Origin of the sequence: Chitinophaga horti (genome assembly GCF_022867795.2) — a bacterium.
Lineage (GTDB): Bacteria > Bacteroidota > Bacteroidia > Chitinophagales > Chitinophagaceae > Chitinophaga > Chitinophaga horti.
This window is the reverse complement of the sequence record NZ_CP107006.1, coordinates 4,594,427-4,613,125: the sequence shown is the minus strand read 5'-3', so window position 1 is coordinate 4,613,125 and position 18,699 is coordinate 4,594,427. Positions and strand designations below refer to the sequence as shown.

At 49.5% G+C, this 18,699-nt stretch carries 14 protein-coding genes; 11 read left to right on the top strand and 3 right to left on the bottom strand.

Annotated elements, in window-relative coordinates; all coding sequences use genetic code 11:
- Position 1 precedes the first annotated feature (1 nt).
- Together MKQ68_RS18525 and MKQ68_RS18520 are read left to right on the top strand one after the other, a co-directional pair.
- A complete protein-coding gene (locus tag MKQ68_RS18525) occupies positions 2-913 on the top strand; it encodes a DUF5017 domain-containing protein (protein ID WP_244842318.1) in 912 nt (303 codons plus the stop codon).
- 5 nt (positions 914-918) lie between these two features.
- Positions 919-2,154 (top strand): glycoside hydrolase family 88 protein, encoded by a 1,236-nt coding sequence (locus tag MKQ68_RS18520; RefSeq protein WP_244842317.1) that lies wholly within the window; start codon positions 919-921, stop codon positions 2,152-2,154.
- Positions 2,155-2,210: 56 nt separating this feature from the next.
- On the opposite strand, the gene MKQ68_RS18515 is transcribed toward MKQ68_RS18520, so the two are convergent.
- Positions 2,211-2,594, bottom strand: a complete 384-nt coding sequence (locus MKQ68_RS18515; RefSeq protein ID WP_244842316.1) for a transmembrane 220 family protein — start codon at positions 2,592-2,594, stop codon at positions 2,211-2,213.
- Positions 2,595-3,279: 685 nt separating this feature from the next.
- On the opposite strand from MKQ68_RS18515, the gene MKQ68_RS18510 reads away from it, so the two are divergent.
- The 3 genes from MKQ68_RS18510 to eboC are packed head-to-tail and all read left to right on the top strand — an operon-like array spanning position 3,280 to position 6,141.
- On the top strand, positions 3,280-4,167 hold the full coding sequence (locus MKQ68_RS18510) for an EboA domain-containing protein (RefSeq protein WP_264280412.1): 888 nt from the start codon (positions 3,280-3,282) through the stop codon (positions 4,165-4,167).
- A gap of 39 nt (positions 4,168-4,206) precedes the next feature.
- A complete protein-coding gene (locus MKQ68_RS18505; RefSeq protein ID WP_264280411.1) occupies positions 4,207-5,193 on the top strand; it encodes a TatD family hydrolase in 987 nt (328 codons plus the stop codon).
- A 39-nt stretch (positions 5,194-5,232) separates the two neighbouring features.
- Positions 5,233-6,141, top strand: coding sequence for a UbiA-like protein EboC (gene eboC / locus MKQ68_RS18500; protein WP_264280410.1), 909 nt, complete (start codon positions 5,233-5,235; stop codon positions 6,139-6,141).
- A gap of 150 nt (positions 6,142-6,291) precedes the next feature.
- On the opposite strand, the gene MKQ68_RS18495 is transcribed toward eboC, so the two are convergent.
- Both MKQ68_RS18495 and MKQ68_RS18490 read right to left on the bottom strand, forming a co-directional pair.
- Positions 6,292-6,930, bottom strand: a complete 639-nt coding sequence (locus MKQ68_RS18495) for a response regulator (RefSeq protein WP_264280409.1) — start codon at positions 6,928-6,930, stop codon at positions 6,292-6,294.
- Positions 6,931-6,960: 30 nt separating this feature from the next.
- Complete coding sequence (locus MKQ68_RS18490) at positions 6,961-8,925, bottom strand: tetratricopeptide repeat-containing sensor histidine kinase (protein ID WP_264280408.1); 1,965 nt, start codon at positions 8,923-8,925, stop codon at positions 6,961-6,963.
- 686 nt (positions 8,926-9,611) lie between these two features.
- Between MKQ68_RS18490 and MKQ68_RS18485 the strand changes: the two genes are divergently transcribed.
- From MKQ68_RS18485 to MKQ68_RS18460, 6 genes are all read left to right on the top strand, one after another.
- On the top strand, positions 9,612-10,763 hold the full coding sequence (locus tag MKQ68_RS18485; protein WP_264280407.1) for a 3-dehydroquinate synthase: 1,152 nt from the start codon (positions 9,612-9,614) through the stop codon (positions 10,761-10,763).
- Positions 10,764-10,861: 98 nt separating this feature from the next.
- Positions 10,862-12,070 (top strand): metabolite traffic protein EboE, encoded by a 1,209-nt coding sequence (gene eboE / locus MKQ68_RS18480; RefSeq protein ID WP_244842300.1) that lies wholly within the window; start codon positions 10,862-10,864, stop codon positions 12,068-12,070.
- A gap of 24 nt (positions 12,071-12,094) precedes the next feature.
- On the top strand, positions 12,095-13,465 hold the full coding sequence (locus MKQ68_RS18475; RefSeq protein ID WP_264280406.1) for an alkaline phosphatase family protein: 1,371 nt from the start codon (positions 12,095-12,097) through the stop codon (positions 13,463-13,465).
- Positions 13,466-13,815: 350 nt separating this feature from the next.
- Positions 13,816-15,171: a 3-keto-disaccharide hydrolase gene (locus MKQ68_RS18470; protein ID WP_264280405.1), complete on the top strand. Its 1,356-nt coding sequence runs from the start codon at positions 13,816-13,818 to the stop codon at positions 15,169-15,171.
- Between the two features lie 183 nt (positions 15,172-15,354).
- Positions 15,355-17,736, top strand: coding sequence for an ABC transporter permease (locus MKQ68_RS18465; RefSeq protein WP_264280404.1), 2,382 nt, complete (start codon positions 15,355-15,357; stop codon positions 17,734-17,736).
- Between the two features lie 146 nt (positions 17,737-17,882).
- The gene (locus MKQ68_RS18460; RefSeq protein WP_264280403.1) at positions 17,883-18,554 is read left to right on the top strand and encodes a hypothetical protein; all 672 of its coding nucleotides are present in this window, start codon (positions 17,883-17,885) and stop codon (positions 18,552-18,554) included.
- Positions 18,555-18,699: the final 145 nt, after the last annotated feature.

Sequence of the window (18,699 nt, the reverse complement as noted above, 5' to 3'; positions counted from 1 at the left end):
GATGAAACGTTACTGCTTCTTAATATCCGCATTGTTCGCTGTCTCCTGTTCAAAGGAAATGAAAGTCGATGCGCCGTCCTTCAACGCCACCCTTGATCCGTCGAAACTGGTAGCTGATACCTTTACGTACAAGCTGGGTGATACCACGCGGTTTGTCTTTACGGGCAGCACCGGCAACCTGGCTTTCTATTCCGGCGAACCGGGTAAGCGATATGCGAACCGTACCCCCAGTAAGCAACTGGGTGATGTGATATTATCCTTCACCTCGACCGCACAATTCGGTAACCAAACGAATACACTAAAAGTACTGGCGGCCAGTAAAATTAACATCCGTGATTCTATGGCGGTGGTGACCGGGGCCTGGACCGACATTACGCCCAGATTGGCGCTGGCTACCAGCGCTACGGCGGTTAACTCCGGCGCTGTCAATCTTAGCGACCTGGTAAGCGGGGTGGACGATTCATTGTTCATAGCGTTAAAATACAGCGGCGTAACCGGCACTACACAACGCACCTGGACCATTACCAACTGGAGTGTTAACAATGTACTACCCGAACGCAGTATTCCTCTAAGCACGCTGGCTGACGACGTCCCTTACTGGACACGTTTCAGCGATGTCTGGACACCCGCCAATGCAAGGTGGACGATCGGAGCCAGCAGCCTGGTGGTAACCGGTGGAGATGCGACTGCTGCCACCAAAACCAGCTGGATTATTACTAAGCCGCTGTTCGTAGGCCGCATCGCGCCGGACGTAAGTGTGGGTGTGAAAAGCATTATCGATCCTGATAAGGAAGAATATACTTACGTATACCCTGCAGCCGGTGTATACACGGCGACCTTTGTTGCCTTCAATCATACGGTTGACGAAAGTAAAAGCATTGTTAAACATTTCATCATTAAAGTGATACCATAAAGAATATGAAACCATTGCTCTGCCTCCTGGCCGCGGCCAGCCTGTTAGCCTTTACTGCGGACAGAAAAGAAAAACAATTCGTTAGCGATAACTTCACTTATGCGCAGCAACAGCTGAAAAATATGCTGAAAGAAACGGAGAAGCGCGATCCGCTCGCATTTCCCCGCACAACGGATAAGGAAGGAAAAATGACCACCACCAATATGTACGACTGGACGCCCGGCTTCTTCCCCGGCAGCCTGTGGTACGCTTATGAAGCTACTAAAGATCCGCAGCTGTTGCAGGAAGCGACAAAGTGGACCGAGAAGCTGGAGCCGTTGAAAGATTTTACCAAACACCACGACCTTGGCTTTATGGTGTATTGTAGTTATGGCAATGCTTACCGCATTACCGGCAACGCCACCTACCGCGATATACTCGTGCAATCCGCAAGGTCGCTGAGTACGCGCTTTAACCCGGTGACGGGCAGCATTAAATCATGGAACGCATTTAAATCCTGGCACGGTGAGCAGATGTATTACTACCCGGTAATCGTAGATAATATGATGAACCTGGAGCTGCTTTTCTTTGCTTCCAAAGTATCCGGCGACACCTCCTTCCGTCACGTAGCGATCACGCATGCAGAAACGGCGATGAAGAACCAGGTGCGCCCCGATTACAGCTCTTATCATGTGGTTTGTTATGACACTACGAACGGTAACGTATTAGCCAGGGAAACTGCGCAGGGATTTGCCGATAACTCTACCTGGGCCCGTGGCCAGGCCTGGGCCATCTATGGCTTTACGATGGTGTACCGCGAAACAAAAGATAAACGTTTCCTCAAAACCGCCGAAGGTATGGCCGACTGGTTCCTCGATAATAAAAATCTGCCGGCAGACATGGTGCCTTACTGGGACTTTAATATGCATCAGCAGGGATATACTCCAGGTGTAAGGTCTAACGCCAACAAGGTAAAAGAACCATACAGGGATGCGTCGTCCGCAGCGATCGTAGCTTCTGCTTTGTTTGAATTAAGTGAGTATGTGGATAAAGCGAAAAGCGAAAAGTTCCGCAAAGCGGGCGTGAAGATGTTACATTCATTGGCGGGCCCGGCCTACCGCGCACCCAAAGGAACGAATGGTAATTTTATGTTGATGCATAGTGTGGGCAGTATTCCGCATGGCGGAGAAATAGATGTGCCTTTGGTGTACGCCGATTACTATTTCCTGGAAGCGTTAAGCCGATATCGGAAGCTATTATAAGATCTATTGTTCCGGGTGAAAAAAGGAAGGCTGACCGTTGCGGTCAGCCTTCTGTATTATGCAGTTGCACGCCGCCTGCGGCCGGCGTAAATATAGTTGACGAGCAGTGCGATAATGAGGATCAGTAGCCCGAAAAATTCACGGGTGTCTTCTATCCATGGTCGGGTCGCTTCCATGGTTTGCGCGATGTTTTCGGCATCATGAGAAGTTGCCCAATCGATCACCCCATCTTTTGTAAAAAATAAATAACTGGCGTAAACGAGGTACATAAATATACCAAAAAGGTATGCTCCCCGATAGTACTTGTGCAACGCAGCCAGTAAACACATTACCGCACCAAAACCATAGATAGGAATCCATAACCAAGGGTCAGGATCGTTGTATTGTAAGGCTGCGAATAGGATAAATATTAAGGTAAAAAATATGTTGAACACTCTCATGGTCTGGTCGATGAAATTAAATTTTACAATCGGTCGTAAACTTACGCAAAAACGATAAAAACAATTCGTAAGTTTGCATTATATTAGCGTAGAGACACGTGAAAAAAGTAGCTTTGTTTTGAGAAGATGATACGTTCTGGTGAGCGCACTGTTCATCTTTTTTAATTATATTGCATCAGGAACAACAATATTGAACCGCTTTTTTTCAGATCTTTTACTGCAAGCACAGATAACCAACAAAAGAGATTTACCATAAATCGCCGAATAAATTTGTTAGCAGACCTAACCGTAAGGTTTAGATCAGCATTAAGTTATCCTGGTTACTAATCAGGTTTTAGAATGGCGGAAGGAGAGGCACTTGTGCCTCTCTTTTATTTTTACCTCATCCGCCGTCTTTTTCATTTTTTATCTGAAGTTGATACTTTTTTAGCTGGATGCGCAGCTGAAAGGCAGTGTGTATTTGTACGTTAACAATAGGGTATTAAAGTATCAGACTTGTTTCTCCCACGTTCATGTTACGAAATGCTGAGCGTGCTGTACTATACCCGCCAATCGTCCGTCCATACAGCTATTCACGTATTTTTTGAGGCGAGGTTTATAAAACTTGAGTTAACTTAGCAAGTGGACGGAAAAGCTGTTATTAGTCGGATATTAACTCAATGACCAAATTAAAATAAGGCGTGCCATGGACTATGTATATGATAAGGAACGTATGAGCGCGCTGCTATACCAGATCGTAGCACAACAGGCCGGTGACAAAGCGGAGTTGTGGTTGCGTCAAAAAGCAGAAGTGTGGCAGCAGAGCGGTGCGTTGCAACAGTTTAACCTAACCTTTTCGGCCATACCGAGGTTTATCGGAAAAAATCAGATCATTATAGATTCAACCCAGGAGGCAGCATTGAAGGCCATCGTTCCCGGATTTAGTGTGCAGGGATGGCCGGCAGACAGAGTGGCCCGTGCATGGTGGTTGTTACAATTGCCAGTGGCAGATAAAACAGCGTATGTGAAGCAGCTGGAAACTTTGTTCGATGCTGCGGAAATGAACGAACTGGCCGCGCTGTACGGCGCATTGCCTTTATTGGCGTTCCCGGAGGAGTGGACCCTGCGCACCGCAGAAGGCATCCGCTCCAATATCGGTACCGTGCAGGAAGCGATCATGTTGAACAATCCGTATCCTGCATTGTATTTAAGTGAGGCCGCGTGGAACCAGTTAGTGATGAAGGCGATTTTTACCGATAAGCAGATCGGGCGCATTATCGGTCTGGACGAAAGAGCAAATGCCGCACTGGCAGCAGTGTTGACCGATTACGCCCACGAACGCTGGGCCGCCGGCAGAACGGTGAACCCAATGCTCTGGCGACTGGTAGGGCCTTTTGTAAACGAAACATCGTTTAGCGATATAAAAAGAGTGTGGAACTCTGAAAACACCATCGAAAGGGAAGCAGCAGCCCTTGCATGTGCACAAACGACCTATGCGCCTGCCATCGAATTGTTGCGAGAACGTCCGGCGTTAAAAGCAGAGATAGACGCGGATGTGTTGAACTGGAACTTGCTTTCCGAAAAATTGAATTGATCCGTTTGCCCGGCAAACCGTTTAGAAACTACCTGAATTATGTGTTGCAGTCACGAACTTACTGAAAAAGACCTGGCGCCGATTACCGCCAACCCTATATTCCTGGAGAAAATCAAAGGCATGCGCTTCTTCGATCCGCATGTACACATGACCTCCCGCACAACAGACGATTACCAGGCTATGGCAGATGCCGGCGTGGTAGCGATCATTGAACCGGCGTTCTGGCTCGGACAACCGCGTACGGGCGTTGATACGTTTCGCGATTACTTCAACAGCCTGATCGGCTGGGAGCGTTTTCGTTCGTCGCAGTTTGGCATTAAACACTATTGCACCATCGGTCTTAATTCGAAGGAAGCGAATAACGAACGGCTGGCCGAACAGGTGATGGAAATTCTGCCGCTCTTTATTTACAAAGAAGGAGTAGTGGGAGTAGGGGAGATCGGCTTCGACGACCAGACGCCTGCAGAAGATAAATACTATCGCGCACAGCTGGAGTTGGCCAAAGAAGCGATGTTGCCCGTACAAATCCACACCCCGCACCGCGACAAAAAGAAAGGTACGCAGCGCAGTATGGATATTGCTATCGAGCATGGATTAGACCCACGCATGATCATCGTGGACCATAACAATGAAGAAACGGTGAAAGAGGTACTTGACCGTGGCTTTTGGGCGGCGTTTACCATCTATCCGTTTACCAAAATGGGCAACGAAAGAATGGTGGAAATCGTAAAGCAATATGGCAGTGAACGCATCATGATCAACTCGGCTGCCGATTGGGGCATCAGCGATCCGCTGGCAGTGCCTAAAACGGCAGCGTTAATGTTGGAAAGAGGCATCAGCATCAAAGATATAGAACTGGTTTGCTACCAAAACGCCATCGATGCCTTTGCACAAAGCGGGCAGATTAATGTAAGCGAATTTGATACCGTCAAAGAAATAGACCAGAACCTGAAGTATAACGGCAGCAGCGTGCTGCGTGGTGGCCAACAACCACGGGTGGATAAAAACGCAACGATTATACGGTAAGTGATGTTATTAATTCAATGAAAAACCCAACACGAGGAAGTGAGTTATATCCGAAATAAATTATTGGGCTACCTGCGCCTGATGCGCCCGGCAAATATCATTACCGCCGTGGCCGACATCCTGGCTGGTGTAGCGATATCCGGCTTCTGGCTGGTATCGCACACCTTCACCGCCGACTGGCTGCTGCCCGTGTTATGCCTGGCGCTGGCTACCGGCGGATTGTACGGTGGCGGTGTTGTATTCAACGATGTGTTCGACGCGCAACTCGATAGCAGGGAAAGGCCGGAGCGACCCATCCCCAGCGGTGTTGTGTCCAAAACGCAGGCGGTAATACTCGGTATTTACCTGTTGATGATCGGTGTGCTGGCTGCTTTTACAGTGAACCCCACTGCGGGTTTCATCGCACTGTTAACAGCATTGGCTGCGCTGGTCTACAACAAATGGGGCAAACACCTCGATGTTGCAGGCCCGATCAATATGGGCATTTGTCGTGGTCTTAATCTTTTACTGGGGATGAGCATTGCCGGGGAAGGCGTATTGCTGCAATATGGCTGGCTCGCGTTGGTGCCGGTATTATACATCGGGGCGATTACAATGATCAGTCGTGATGAGGTGCATGGTGGTAAAACCGGCCCGCTTAAAACGGCGGGGCTTATGTACCTGGTGGTGTGCCTGGTGATCGCTGCCGTAGCTGTGCTGCAACACCGCGTATGGGAAACGCTGCCTTTCATCGCACTCTTCTGCTTCCTCATTTATACGCCACTGCTAAAGGCCATGAAAGAGCCTACGGGTCCTAATATCGGTAAATCTGTCAAAGGAGGTATTATCGCATTGATTGTTATGAACGCCGCCTGGGCTACTGCGTTTGCTGGTTTTGTTCCGGGGCTGATCATACTGGCGTTGTTACCGGTGTCGATGGCGTTGGGGAAGGCGTTTGCAGTGACGTGAAATATGTTTCAGCAATACGGAGACTATACACGAAGTTTGCTTTCGCTCGCGCCCGCAATGACGAATTTTCGATGATTCGGAGCGAGAGTGGCTCTACCATTCGTCATTGCGAATGAAATGAAGCAAACCTCCGCTCCGATCTTCGCGCTGTTAATCCAGCAACCCTCTCTTCATCGCTTCCTTCACCAGCCCTGCCGTATTCTTCACTGCCAGTTTTTGTGTTAAGTTCAACCGGTGCGTTTCCACCGTACGCAGGCTGATGTATAGCTTTTCAGCGATCTGCTGGTTCGTATATTCTTCTGCAATAAGTTTCAGGATCTCGCTTTCGCGGCGGGTGAGCGGAATTTCGTATGGCGTACGTTTCTGACCGGTAATGATCTCGTTCAGCAGGCTGCTTTTAATAGATTCGTCGAGGTACTGCTCTCCGTTGTACACGGTTTCAATAGCCTTCAAAAGTGTAGGCTGGTCGGTGTTTTTGAGCAGGTAGCCGGATGCGCCGTTGCGCAGCATCTGTTTGATATAATGTGATTCGGTAAAGTTGGTGAGCGCGATAATACCCGTTCCCGGTGATACTTTGTGCACTTTGCGGCACAGTTCCATCCCGTCGATCTCCGGCATCTGGATGTCGAGCAGTACAACGTCTGGTTTATAAACGTCCATTTCGTCCAGCAGTTTATTGCCGTCCTGGGTATCGAAAACGATTTCGATGTGCTGGTAAGGTGCCAGCATTGTTTTTAAACCGTTAATGACCAACAGGTGGTCGTCCACAATGGCTATTTTTATCTTCATACGATTCGCTGTTTGTGTTGAGGAATGCTGCTATTCCTGTTTTTCTGTGGTGATTTCTACTTCCAGTCTCTCGGTGTCGAACTCTATATAGGCCGTGGTGCCCTGGCCGGTTGCTGCTTCTATTTCTAGGCTGCCGTTCAACGCACGAATGCGCGATTGCAAACTGTTTAATCCCATCCCGTTTTTGCCGGATTGCTGATCAAATCCCACGCCGTTGTCTTCTACGGTAATGGTGAGCAGCTGCCCGTGCTGGCTAAGCTGCACCAGTGCACTGGTAGCCCGGGAGTGTTTAATGATGTTGTTCACCAGCTCCTGCACAATCCGGTAGACCGACAGCTCAAAGTTAGGTTTAAATCGCTTCACATTTCCCGTGCTGTAAAAACTGATCTGCAGCGTCTGTGCGTGACTGATATTCTTACAAAAGATTTGCAGCGCATCGGCCAGGCCGTAGCGGGTCAACATTTCCGGCATCAGGTTGTGGGCGGTTTTACGCACTTCGCCCACGGCTTCGTCCAGCAGGCCCATAGCGTGACCGTAGGCCGACGATTCGCGCAGCGGCGCCGACTCCTGGCGGATGGCGGAGAAGTGCATCTTCACCGCCGAAAGCATACCGCCTACACTGTCGTGCAGGTCTTTGGAGATGCGGGTACGTTCGCGCTCCTCGCCCTGGATGAACGATTCGAGCAACTGCACTTCCTTTTCCTTACGCAACGTTTGCAGTCTTTGTAAGTGTAACTTTTGCCGGTAGCGGAACTTCATGAAAAAGATGCCCGCCACCACGGTGAGCAATGTCATGATCAGGCCGATGATGATCAGCCATTTATTCTTTGCCTGCAACTGCTGCTCTTTTTGCGTGATCAGCAGTTTCTTTTCGATGATGTCTTTATCCTTGATGGCCGTTTGCGATATGATTTCCTGCTGCATGACGTGCTTGCGTGTGTCTTCGCTCATGAGCGAATCGTTCAGCGCTTCGTATTGTTTGCGGAAAGCCAGTGCCGGACCAAGTTCATTCAATGCTTCCTTATTTTCCGCCGCCACCTTGTACGTAATCCTCAATTCGTAACCGGCGTTAATGGCCTTGCCCAATGCGATTGTTTGTTCGAGGAACTCATCTGCCTCCTGGTAACGCTTCATCTGGTGCAGCGTGGTAGAAAGGCCCATGAGCGCATACATACGATGCTCCGGCGCCTGGAAGGTATCGGTGATATTACGCGCTTCGTAAAACAGATCGAGCGCCTGGTTGTTACGGCCCTTTTCCGAATCGATGCTGGCAAGGTTAAGCAATCCGTCGAGGATGATGGTCATATCATTCAGTTGCTTGCCGAGTGCAATTACTTCATGATACTTTTCAAACGCCTCGTTGTAATGTCCCAGTTGTGCCTCGGCAGCGGCCACGTTGATAAGGCTGGAGGCCATGCTGAATTTATCGTTCAGCTGCCGCGCCAGTTCGTAGCCACGGTTGGCGTATTCGAGGCTGCGGGGCAGTTCTTCCAGGCTCATGAACACCGACGACAGGTTGTTGAACAACAGGCGGCGCATCTGGTTATCTTTTAGCTTTTCGGCCAGCTCCAGTGCCGTAAGGTAATTGGTGGCGGCGATCTTAAAGTTGCCGAGGCTCTGCTGCTCGCTGCCCACGTTATTGTAAGCTTTGATGAGGTTGGCCTCGTCTTTCAGTTGCTGGTAAATGGCCAGGGCTTCTTCGGTAAGCGCCAGTGCTTCCTTATACTCGCCTTTGGCGTGCAGATGCGGAATGTACAATGAAGCATAACCCGCCACGCCTTTGTGGTAGTTGATTTTCCTTGCAAGCGCTTTACCCTGGTTGAGGTAATGCATCGCAGAGTCCGACCGGTTGGCCGGGAAACTTTCCGCGTAGCGGTAGTAAGTATTGACTGTTGCCGAGTCCTGCACATTACGCTGTATAATGCGCCGGAGGCTGTCGCGGTAGGTCTGCGACTGGGCCGTGGCAAAGTTGGCGATAAAAACGGGGAGGAACACCCAGCCCCGGAATTTTAAAGATGTATAGCAAAACTTCATATTACTCGTAGCGCGGGGTTATCGTTGAACATACTCCGTAGTACTACGGAGTCGTAAAATTCGGTAATTCCGCTAACAAACGCAAACCGCGCCCAGCTTATTTTTGCATCATCATTCAAGGGAATGGTACGAACAAATAGGACAGTAAAACAGGACAGGTAAACAGTCTTACAGTTCAACCTTGATTTTCGACATATCGTTGCTGCTAATCCTCAATTTATACCTGGGGAAACGGGTTTAAAAGATTGACCTCATTAGCAAAGTACTTGAAACACAGCCCGCAGCAACGATATTTTTTAACAGATATTTTACATTCATTGCCCCATAAAATTACGTCCATTGCCCCAAAAGCGTCCATTGACCCCCGAAAACGTCCATTGACCCCATAAGCATCCATTAACCCCGGATACCAGTGAGTTTGGTTTTCATCCATTTAACCTGACCCCAAAAAGAAGCTGCATATAGATAGAAGGCCAAACTCTATCAAAAGTCGGATAAGGCTTGCGTCTGCAAGCCTTTATTTTTTGCATAAAGCCCCCAAAAGTGCTCCGTTTACCGTAGATGTAAATATTACGCCCGGGCAAACCCGATTTTCGTACTTTTATCCCTGATTAAATTACCTATAAAGAGGGGTTGGAGTTATTGTCATGGCTTATATACAGCAATCATTCAGTGTTAAATTCGAGTACAGGGTATTCTTTACAGAAAAGATTTTCGATCCTTCCAACAGCACGTTCGCTGATTTCCTGGAGGCGCAGGCCTCAGAAGGTATCCGCAAGAAACTGCTTTTCATCATCGACGAGGGGGTAACGGAGAAACACAGCTACCTGCAGGAGCAGATCACAGCGTATTGCCAGGAGCTCGACAATTTCGAGCTGGTGCAGGACATTGTGGTGGTGCCGGGTGGCGAGGCCGCTAAAAATGACCTCCAGTTGTTCTACTGGCTGATCAATGAACTGGAGAAATATAACATCGACCGTCACTCTTATGTAATCGGCATCGGTGGCGGTTCTGTGCTTGACCTGGTAGGTTATGTAGCTGCCGTGTCGCACAGGGGCGTTAAACATATTCGTATACCCACCACCGTACTGTCGCAAAACGACTCCGGCGTGGGCGTAAAAAATGGCATCAACTACCATGGTAAAAAGAACTTTTTAGGCACTTTCGCACCACCGGTAGCTGTATTTAACGATGCCTATTTTCTGACTACTTTGCATGAACGCGACTGGCGTTCGGGCATGACGGAGGCGGTGAAGGTGGCGCTGATCAAAGACGCCGGCTTTTTCGAATGGCTCGAAAGCCAGGCCGGCAAACTCTCCATGGGCGATTTGCCTGCGATGCAGCAACTGGTGTACCGTTGTGCTGCACTGCACATGGCCCACATCGGCGGCGCCGGCGATCCGTTCGAAAGCGGCAGTTCACGCCCGCTGGATTTCGGTCACTGGAGCGCACATAAACTGGAACAGCTCACCGACTTTGAACTGCGCCACGGCGAAGCAGTATCCATCGGTATCGCTCTTGATTCGGTGTATTCGTTCCTGTTAGGCTGGCTGAAAGAAGAAGAGTTGCTGCGTATCATCAACCTGTTAAAACAACTCAGGCTGCCTTTATATCATCCGTTACTGGAAGTGGATGAAGATAACCCGGGTGTGGTAGCAGGCTTGGAAGAATTCCGCGAACATCTCGGCGGACAGTTGACCATCTCGCTGTTACGAACGATAGGCAGGGGAGAAGAAGTGCACGTCATCGATACAGCACTGCTTGAGAAAGCCATTCATATGCTACGTGATAAGTGGTAAGCAAATAAGTTCATCCTGTTTCGTTAGCTGCCAAAAACGTTTGCTGTGTAATACAACAGGCGGCCAATTAGCTTATACAAGAACGCAAAACAACAGAGATGCAAACGTTTCATGGACACCTCACCTATTGTACCAACATTCATGCTGGTGAAAGCTGGCCGGACCACTTTGCGCAATTGCAAAAGTATGTTCCGGCGGTAAAGGCGGAGGTGTCGCCCAATAGACCATTCGGCATAGGGCTTCGCCTGTCGAACCTGGCCAGCCTGGAGCTGTCGAAGGAGCCGGCGTTAGAGGCGTTTAAAGTGTGGCTGAAAGAACAGGATTGTTATGTGTTTACCATGAACGGCTTTCCATACGGGGGCTTTCATCATGTAAAAGTAAAAGATATGGTACACGCACCGGACTGGACAAGCGCCGACCGTGTACAGTATACCATTCGCCTCTTTCGCATACTGGCGGCATTACTGCCCGAAGGTATGGAAGGCGGCATCTCCACCAGCCCGCTCTCTTACAAGTACTGGGTTAAAACAGAAGAAGAAAAAGCAAACGTCATAGAAACCGCCACGCTCAACATGTTGCAGGTGCTGGAACAACTGGTGCGCACGCATCGTTCCGGCGGACCACTCATGCACCTTGATATTGAGCCGGAGCCGGATGGCATGCTGGAAAATTCCAAAGAGTATATCGACTGGTATTTCCAATACCTGCTGGCCACAGGCGTTCCTTTTATTGCAGATAAATTTGCGGTGTCGGAAGACGAGGCCGTACAAATTATAAAATCGCACATCCAGTTATGTTACGATGTATGTCACTTTGCGGTGGCATACGAAGATCCGTTGGTGGTGTTGGAGCGCATGCATTTTTACGGGTTAAAGACCGGTAAGGTGCAGATCAGCGCGGCGCTTAAAGGTTTGTTGGGCAAAGGCGCGCAGCGGGAAGATGTGATCAGTAACTTTAAAATGTTCGATGAAACGACTTACCTGCACCAGGTGATCGCGCGCCGGCAAGACAGGCGTTTGGTGCATTATCCCGATTTGCCGGAAGCACTGGCCGATGCGGATAATCCGGAAGTGGAAGAGTGGCGTGCGCATTTTCACGTTCCCGTTTTTCGTACCGACTTCGGCGCCCTTACCTCCACCCGTGAAGATATTGCGCGGGTACTCGCCAGGCAGGTGGGCAAACCATTTACACAACATCTCGAAATTGAAACTTATACCTGGGAAGTATTGCATCCATCATTAAAGCTGGATATGGACCAGTCCATCGCCCGCGAAATGAAATGGGTGCTGCAGCAACTCGAATCGTAATTATTCTAGAAACGCGCCTATCTGATGAGAAAAACTGTAGTAATCGATGTTGTGGGATTATCTCCTTCTTTGATTGGCAAACACACGCCTTTCCTGGAGCAGTATATCCGGAAGAACCACCTGAATACCATTAAACCCATGTTACCGGCTGTAACCACGGCCGTTCAAAGCACTTACGTAACCGGCAAATGGCCCGCCGATCATGGTATTGTGGGCAACGGTTGGTACGATCACGAAGATGCGGAGATCAAATTCTGGAAACAATCCAATCACCTCGTACAGTCCGAAAAAATATGGGACCGCGCCCGCAGGCTCGAACCTTCGTTTACGGTCAGTAAAATGTTCTGGTGGTACAATATGTACTCCAGCGCCGATTACTCCGTTACACCGCGTCCGCAGTACCTGTCCGACGGGCGTAAGGCGCCGGATTGTTATGCGCATCCTGCGTCGTTACGTGATCATTTGCAGGCGAAGCTGGGTACCTTCCCGCTGTTCCAGTTCTGGGGCCCGGGTGCTAATATTAAATCCACCCAATGGATTGCCGATGCATCTATCGAAACCGATCGGTTATACGATCCTACCCTTACGCTGATTTACCTGCCCCATCTCGATTATTGCCTGCAGAAGTTCGGTAATGATTTCGATAAGATTGGTAAAGAGTTGGGCGAGATCGATGGCGTGTGCAAACAGCTCGTCGAATATTATGAAAGCAAAGGCGCTAAGCTGATCTTCCTGTCCGAATACGGGATTACGAACGTGAAGCAGCCTGTCCACATCAACCGCATCCTGCGCGAAGAAGGCCTCATCGCCGTTCGCGAGGAGCGTGGCACCGAACTGCTGGATGCCGCCGCCTCCAAAGCTTTTGCAGTGAGCGACCACCAGGTGGCGCATGTCTATGTGAATGATGCATCTGTCTGCAAAAAGGTAAGGGCGATCCTGGAAAGTGTGCCCGGGGTAGATAAGGTGCTCGACCGCGACGGCAAACGGCAGCACCACCTCCATCACGGCAGGGCGGGCGACTTTGTACTCGTGGCCGATCAGCAAAGCTGGTTTACTTATTATTATTGGTTAGATGATAACCGCGCACCTGATTTTGCGCGTATCGTAGATATTCACCGCAAGCCAGGATACGACCCGGTGGAGATGTTCATGAATCCGGCAGATCCTTTTGTAAAGCTGAAAGCCGGGTTCAAACTGTTGAAAAAGAAATTGGGTTTCCGTTACTTAATGAATGTAATTCCGCTGGACGCTACACTGATTAAAGGCTCCCACGGCAGTGTAGATACGCCCGCACAGTTCCATCCTATTTTAGTGACGCCCGAAAGCACGGGGGATAGTGAGATTGCCGCCACCGAGGTGTATAATTTGATCTGGAAGACGATGACGGGGGAGTAAGCGTTCGCATGGCAGTGCCAATTCGATGGGCCCGGCGGCGAATTGGCTGCCTGAGCCGGCGGGCAGCTATGCGCATCGCAAGTACAAGGCGATGAGCGTATCTGCCCTTCAAGCCTTCCTTAACCGGGTAAACACGCCGCCCGCCAGCCAAATATTCCGTCTCTCCCAGCATGTTTGCAAACGATTGCAATTTGCGTTATATTCGTCCCGGAGACGATGGAGATGATCAATTCAGGCTCATCAGCACCAGTCAATATACGGCAAACGGGTCATGCCTTTTTCCAGGTTATTAAAAACGAACGTTCTGCAGCTGGCGTAAGCCCGTTACAGCCAGGCGCAGGCAATAGAGTATGAAAAAGTTATTCCTCTTAGGCGCAACCCTCTTCAGCGTAGGGTTCGCATCAGCCCAGGGCAAATGGCAGCCACTTTTTAATGGTAAAGATCTGAAAGGCTGGAAACAGCTGGGCGGTTCTGCTACCTATGCGGTGAAGGACAAAGAAATCATCGGCACCACAGTGGCCAAAACACCTAACTCCTTCCTGACTACCGAAAAAAACTACGGGGACTTCATCCTGGAGCTGGAGTACAAGCTGGACCAGGACCTGAACTCCGGTATCCAGTTTCGCAGCCAGAGCTGGCCCGACTATGAGAAAGGCCGCGTATTTGGTTACCAGATGGAGATAGACCCCTCCGCCCGTCGCTGGAGCGGTGGTATTTATGAAGAAGGCCGCCGTGGCTGGCTGTACCCGCTGGACCTGAACCCCGTAGCGCAACAGGCTTACAAAAAAAGCACCTGGAACAAGTACCGCATCGAGTGCCGTGGCTCCGAGATCCGTACGTGGATCAATGGCGTACCGGCTGCACATGTGGTGGATACTTCGCTGCCTACCGGCTTTATCGCCCTGCAGGTACACTCTATCGGCAAACCGGAAGATGCGGGCAAAACCATCCGCTGGCGTAATATCCGCATCCTCGAAAATCCATCGGCGTCGCAGTATGCGCCCTATGACTCCATTTACGTGGTGAATAATATCCCGAACAACATCTCAGCACAAGAAAAGTTGAATGGCTACAAACTGTTGTGGGATGGCAGTACGAAGACCGGATGGAGAGGGGCGTACAAAGATAAATTTCCAGAAAAGGGATGGGAAATTAAAGAAGGAACGCTGAATGTCTTATCTTCGGGCGGCGCAGAATCCACAAACGGTGGAGATATTGTGACCGACGCAACCTATGGTGCATTTGACCTGGAATTTGATTTTAAGTTGACCGAAGGTGCCAACAGTGGTGTTAAATATTTTGTAACGGAAAACGAAAAGAACAGCGGCTCGGCGATAGGCCTTGAGTTTCAGATATTAGATAACGATAAGCATCCGGATGCCAAGCTTGGAGCGGCAGGAAACCGGACCCTCGGGTCGCTTTATGACCTGATTCCTGCCTACAAATTTGCAAATTCTCACAAAAAGATCGGCGAATGGAACCACGGGAGAGTGGTTGTATACCCGGATAACCGCGTGGAGCATTGGGTAAATGGCCACAAAGTAGTGAGTTTCACCCGCGGCGATAATATTTATAAAGCCCTGGTGGCGCGCAGTAAATATGCGAAATGGCCCGAATTTGGTATGGCTGAACAAGGGCACATCCTGCTGCAGGACCACGGTGATAACGTAAGTTATAAAAGCATTAAAATAAAGATTTTGAAATAGTGATCTAACTATTTCATTGTTCACTGTTTTTCAAGTCATCCCGATTCTTCGGGATGTTTTTTTTAAGCCTGTTTGCGGACAATCACCGTCCGCATTCGAACGCTTGTTATTTAGGTGGCAGTTGATTATCAGCTTGTTGGCTTTCGGCATCTGCTTTGACTTTCCTGCACAAAATCCTTCAGTATGTTTCCGAACTTCATGAAAACAGTGTTCCGCCATCTTTGGAAAAATAAAGGCTACAGCGCATTGAACGTAGCTGGTTTATCCATCGGTATTACGTTTGCTGCACTGGTATTTCTTTGGGCGGAAGATGAATTGAATTTCGACAGCAGCCACGCGAAACGCGGCAACGTTTACATGACTTATGTGCACCAGGACTATGAAACGGGCGTCTTCACGCATAAGTCGGCACCAGGCCCCCTCGGCCCGGCCTTAAAAACTGACATCCCAGGTATCGAAAATACTTGTCGTACCAACGAAGGGCAAGCCAATCTTTTGCTGCGCGTGGGCGACCAGTCTTTATATGCGGCTGGTAAATATGCCGAGCCCTCCATCTTCCAGCTGTTTACGCTGCCTTTTGTACAGGGCAACGCAGCCGCAGCCTTATCGCAACCACAGTCTATAGTGCTTACGGACCAACTGGCGAAAAGGTTGTTCGGCCAATCGTACGGCGATATTATCGGTAAAAGTGTTCGCCTCGATAATAAAGAAGATTACCGCATAAGCGCCGTACTGCACGACCTGCCGGCCAACTCCTCCCTGCAATTCAGCTGGCTCGCACCCTGGGAAACATACCAGGCCTCCAGGGAATATTTGCAGAACTGGGACAACTTTGGAATGAGCACTTACGTGGAGCTATCGCCGAATGTAGCATTAAGCCCGGTGAACGAGCGGTTATGGAATTACCTGGATACCCGGATACAAAAAAATAACTCTCATTTGTCGCTGCTCGGCATGAAAGACTGGCGTTTGCGCGACCGCTTCGTGGAAGGCAAAGCGACCGGCGGCGGACGAATTGAATATGTTAGAATGTTCCTGGTAATCGCCTGCATTATCCTGCTTATCGCCTGCATCAACTTTATGAACCTTGCCACTGCCCGCAGCAGTAAGCAGGCAAAAGAAGTAGGTGTGCGAAAAGTGTTAGGGGCAGATAAAGGAGGCCTGGCTTTACGTTTTATCGGCGAATCGATGATCGTTGCTTTACTGGCCACAACCGTTGCAGTGGGCTTGATATACGCGTGCATACCGGCCTTTAACGGACTGGTGGCGAAGGAGCTGTCACCAGCATTAGGTCAGCCGGCGCACATCGCTACATTGGCCGCTATCGTGATCGTATGCGGGTTGGTAGCCGGCAGTTATCCATCTATCTACCTGTCTTCCTTCAATCCGGTGAGCGTGCTGAAAGGCTTACGTGGAAAAACGGGTAGCGTGGTGATGGTGCGCAAAAGCCTGGTAGTAGTGCAATTCGCAGTGTCTATCGTATTGATTATTTGCACGGTGATCGTACTGCAACAGATACATTATGCGAAACATCGTAACCTCGGTTTCAATAAAAATAATCTGCTGGAAATAGATGTTCGCGGAGAGATGGGCAAACATTTTACCGCTGTGCGTGAGCAACTCATTGCCAGCGGGAAAGTAGAAGGCGTGGCCATGGCCGATCACCCTACAATTTACGGGGGCAACAATACCAATTCGCTTAACTGGGATGGAAAAGAGCCCGGCAAGGATGTAAGGATCTCGTACCGTATTGTGTCGCCCGGCTTTTTCAATACCCTGGGTATGAAACTGGCAGAAGGTGAGGACTTCAAACTAAATGAAAATGGAGATACACTGACTGCCGTTATTACCGAGAGTATGGCAAAACTAATGGGTGCTGGCAGTGCGGTCGGTAAAACAATTTATGCCGGTGAGATGGGCTACACGACGGTAAAAGTGAAAGGCGTGGTGAAGGATTACATGTATGGCAGTATGTTCGGTCAAACCAGCGACCCGGTGATGTTTTTATGCAATGCGAATTACGGCAACACTTATATGTACGTGCGGCCAAAAGCCGGCGTTCATCCGCAGGAGGCGCTGGCCGGTATTGAAAGTGTGGTAATGAAAGCGGCGCCGGGCTACCCGTTTACGTATCGTTTTGTGGATGATATGTTTAATAACATGTTTTTCAACGAGATGCTGGTCGCGAAGCTGGCGCGCATCTTTGCAGGATTGGCCATCTTTATATCCTGTTTAGGTTTATTTGGGCTGGCAGCTTATACTGCCGAACAGCGCACGCGCGAAATTGGCATTCGTAAAGTGATGGGTGCCAGTGCTGCAGGTATTGCTACGCTGTTGTCCCGCGACTTTTTACGGCTCGTACTCATTGCCGCAGTAGCGGCATTTCCGCTCGCATGGTACCTGATGAGCAACTGGCTCAAAGGATATAATTACAGGGTAGAGATAAGCTGGTGGGTATTTCTGGCAGCCGGCGGCGGCGCAATGTTCATTGCCCTGATCACCGTTACAGCGCACTCGTTAAAAGCGGCATTAATCAATCCCATCAAAAGTTTACGCACGGAGTAAGTAATTACTTTCCCGCAATGATAAGACAGTCGGTTGTGTTAATTTCGGATACCGGAATTTATACAACCGGCTTTCTTTTTTTGGTACACCTTTGGATACTGTTTGCCCTGAAGTTCGACACTTAATTTTCCTAAAACCCCCGATGTATGAAGTTGTGCTGTAATCCATCTTTTTCGCAATCTTTTGACAAGATGCCGGTACCTGCATGGCTGCAACACATGCTCTGTTCCTGGATGCACACCGCGTGTTTCCGGTTTAGTGGTGGTTTTGTTGTACAACAGTCCTGCTGCCGCGAGCAGTACAGTGTACGACTTACACGTTTTGTAATTACGCGCTCCTGCACTGTGTTTACAGAGTTGCCAAAGGCCGTGCTGGCTTTGCATTGTAACACGATCGGTAACTGGGCTACGCAGTTGCCTGGTTTGTCTCCAACGGATTTAGACACCCATCATCAAGGCTTCCTTTATGCGCCGCAAGATACGCTCCGGCTCGACCTCCAGCCGGGTACTTACGAATCCATTCATTTTGATATGGATCCTATATTGATCGACGAGTTAATGGGAACGCATTGGGAAATACTGCCGCTTATTGAAGCATACCTCCATCAACGCAAAACAGGTATGTTGCTGCCCGCTGTGCCCATGGATGCGGCGGTGTACCGGCTGCTTACCAACATGCGTAATAGTCATGCAGAAGGAGAGGACCTGGATGCACTGCTGATCAACACGATTGCAAGTTTATTGTTCCGTTACAAATGTGCATTAAGTGAAAGTAATACGCCTGCTGCCGGTAACGCCGTTGCTCCCGTTTTTCGTTAGCAAATCCTTTACTGGCGGCCGGTTGAATACTTGTCGGAAGATCAAAAAAGATTTGACCGTTCCTGCTCAATCCCTTACCTTCGGATGAACACTACTGTATGAGGCTTTTTGGTTGTAAGCTCTTTTCAATCACCCAACGGTAACC

What these genes read in the sequence shown, in the direction of transcription:
- MKQ68_RS18525 (WP_244842318.1), top strand. Translation starts at nt 2, where the DNA reads ATGAAACGTTACTGCTTCTTAATATCCGCATTGTTCGCTGTCTCCTGT.
- MKQ68_RS18520 (WP_244842317.1), top strand. Translation starts at nt 919, where the DNA reads ATGAAACCATTGCTCTGCCTCCTGGCCGCGGCCAGCCTGTTAGCCTTT.
- MKQ68_RS18515 (WP_244842316.1), bottom strand. Translation starts at nt 2,594, where the DNA reads ATGAGAGTGTTCAACATATTTTTTACCTTAATATTTATCCTATTCGCA.
- MKQ68_RS18510 (WP_264280412.1), top strand. Translation starts at nt 3,280, where the DNA reads ATGGACTATGTATATGATAAGGAACGTATGAGCGCGCTGCTATACCAG.
- MKQ68_RS18505 (WP_264280411.1), top strand. Translation starts at nt 4,207, where the DNA reads ATGTGTTGCAGTCACGAACTTACTGAAAAAGACCTGGCGCCGATTACC.
- MKQ68_RS18495 (WP_264280409.1), bottom strand. Translation starts at nt 6,930, where the DNA reads ATGAAGATAAAAATAGCCATTGTGGACGACCACCTGTTGGTCATTAAC.
- MKQ68_RS18485 (WP_264280407.1), top strand. Translation starts at nt 9,612, where the DNA reads ATGGCTTATATACAGCAATCATTCAGTGTTAAATTCGAGTACAGGGTA.
- eboE (WP_244842300.1), top strand. Translation starts at nt 10,862, where the DNA reads ATGCAAACGTTTCATGGACACCTCACCTATTGTACCAACATTCATGCT.
- MKQ68_RS18475 (WP_264280406.1), top strand. Translation starts at nt 12,095, where the DNA reads ATGAGAAAAACTGTAGTAATCGATGTTGTGGGATTATCTCCTTCTTTG.
- MKQ68_RS18470 (WP_264280405.1), top strand. Translation starts at nt 13,816, where the DNA reads ATGAAAAAGTTATTCCTCTTAGGCGCAACCCTCTTCAGCGTAGGGTTC.
- MKQ68_RS18465 (WP_264280404.1), top strand. Translation starts at nt 15,355, where the DNA reads ATGTTTCCGAACTTCATGAAAACAGTGTTCCGCCATCTTTGGAAAAAT.
- MKQ68_RS18460 (WP_264280403.1), top strand. Translation starts at nt 17,883, where the DNA reads ATGAAGTTGTGCTGTAATCCATCTTTTTCGCAATCTTTTGACAAGATG.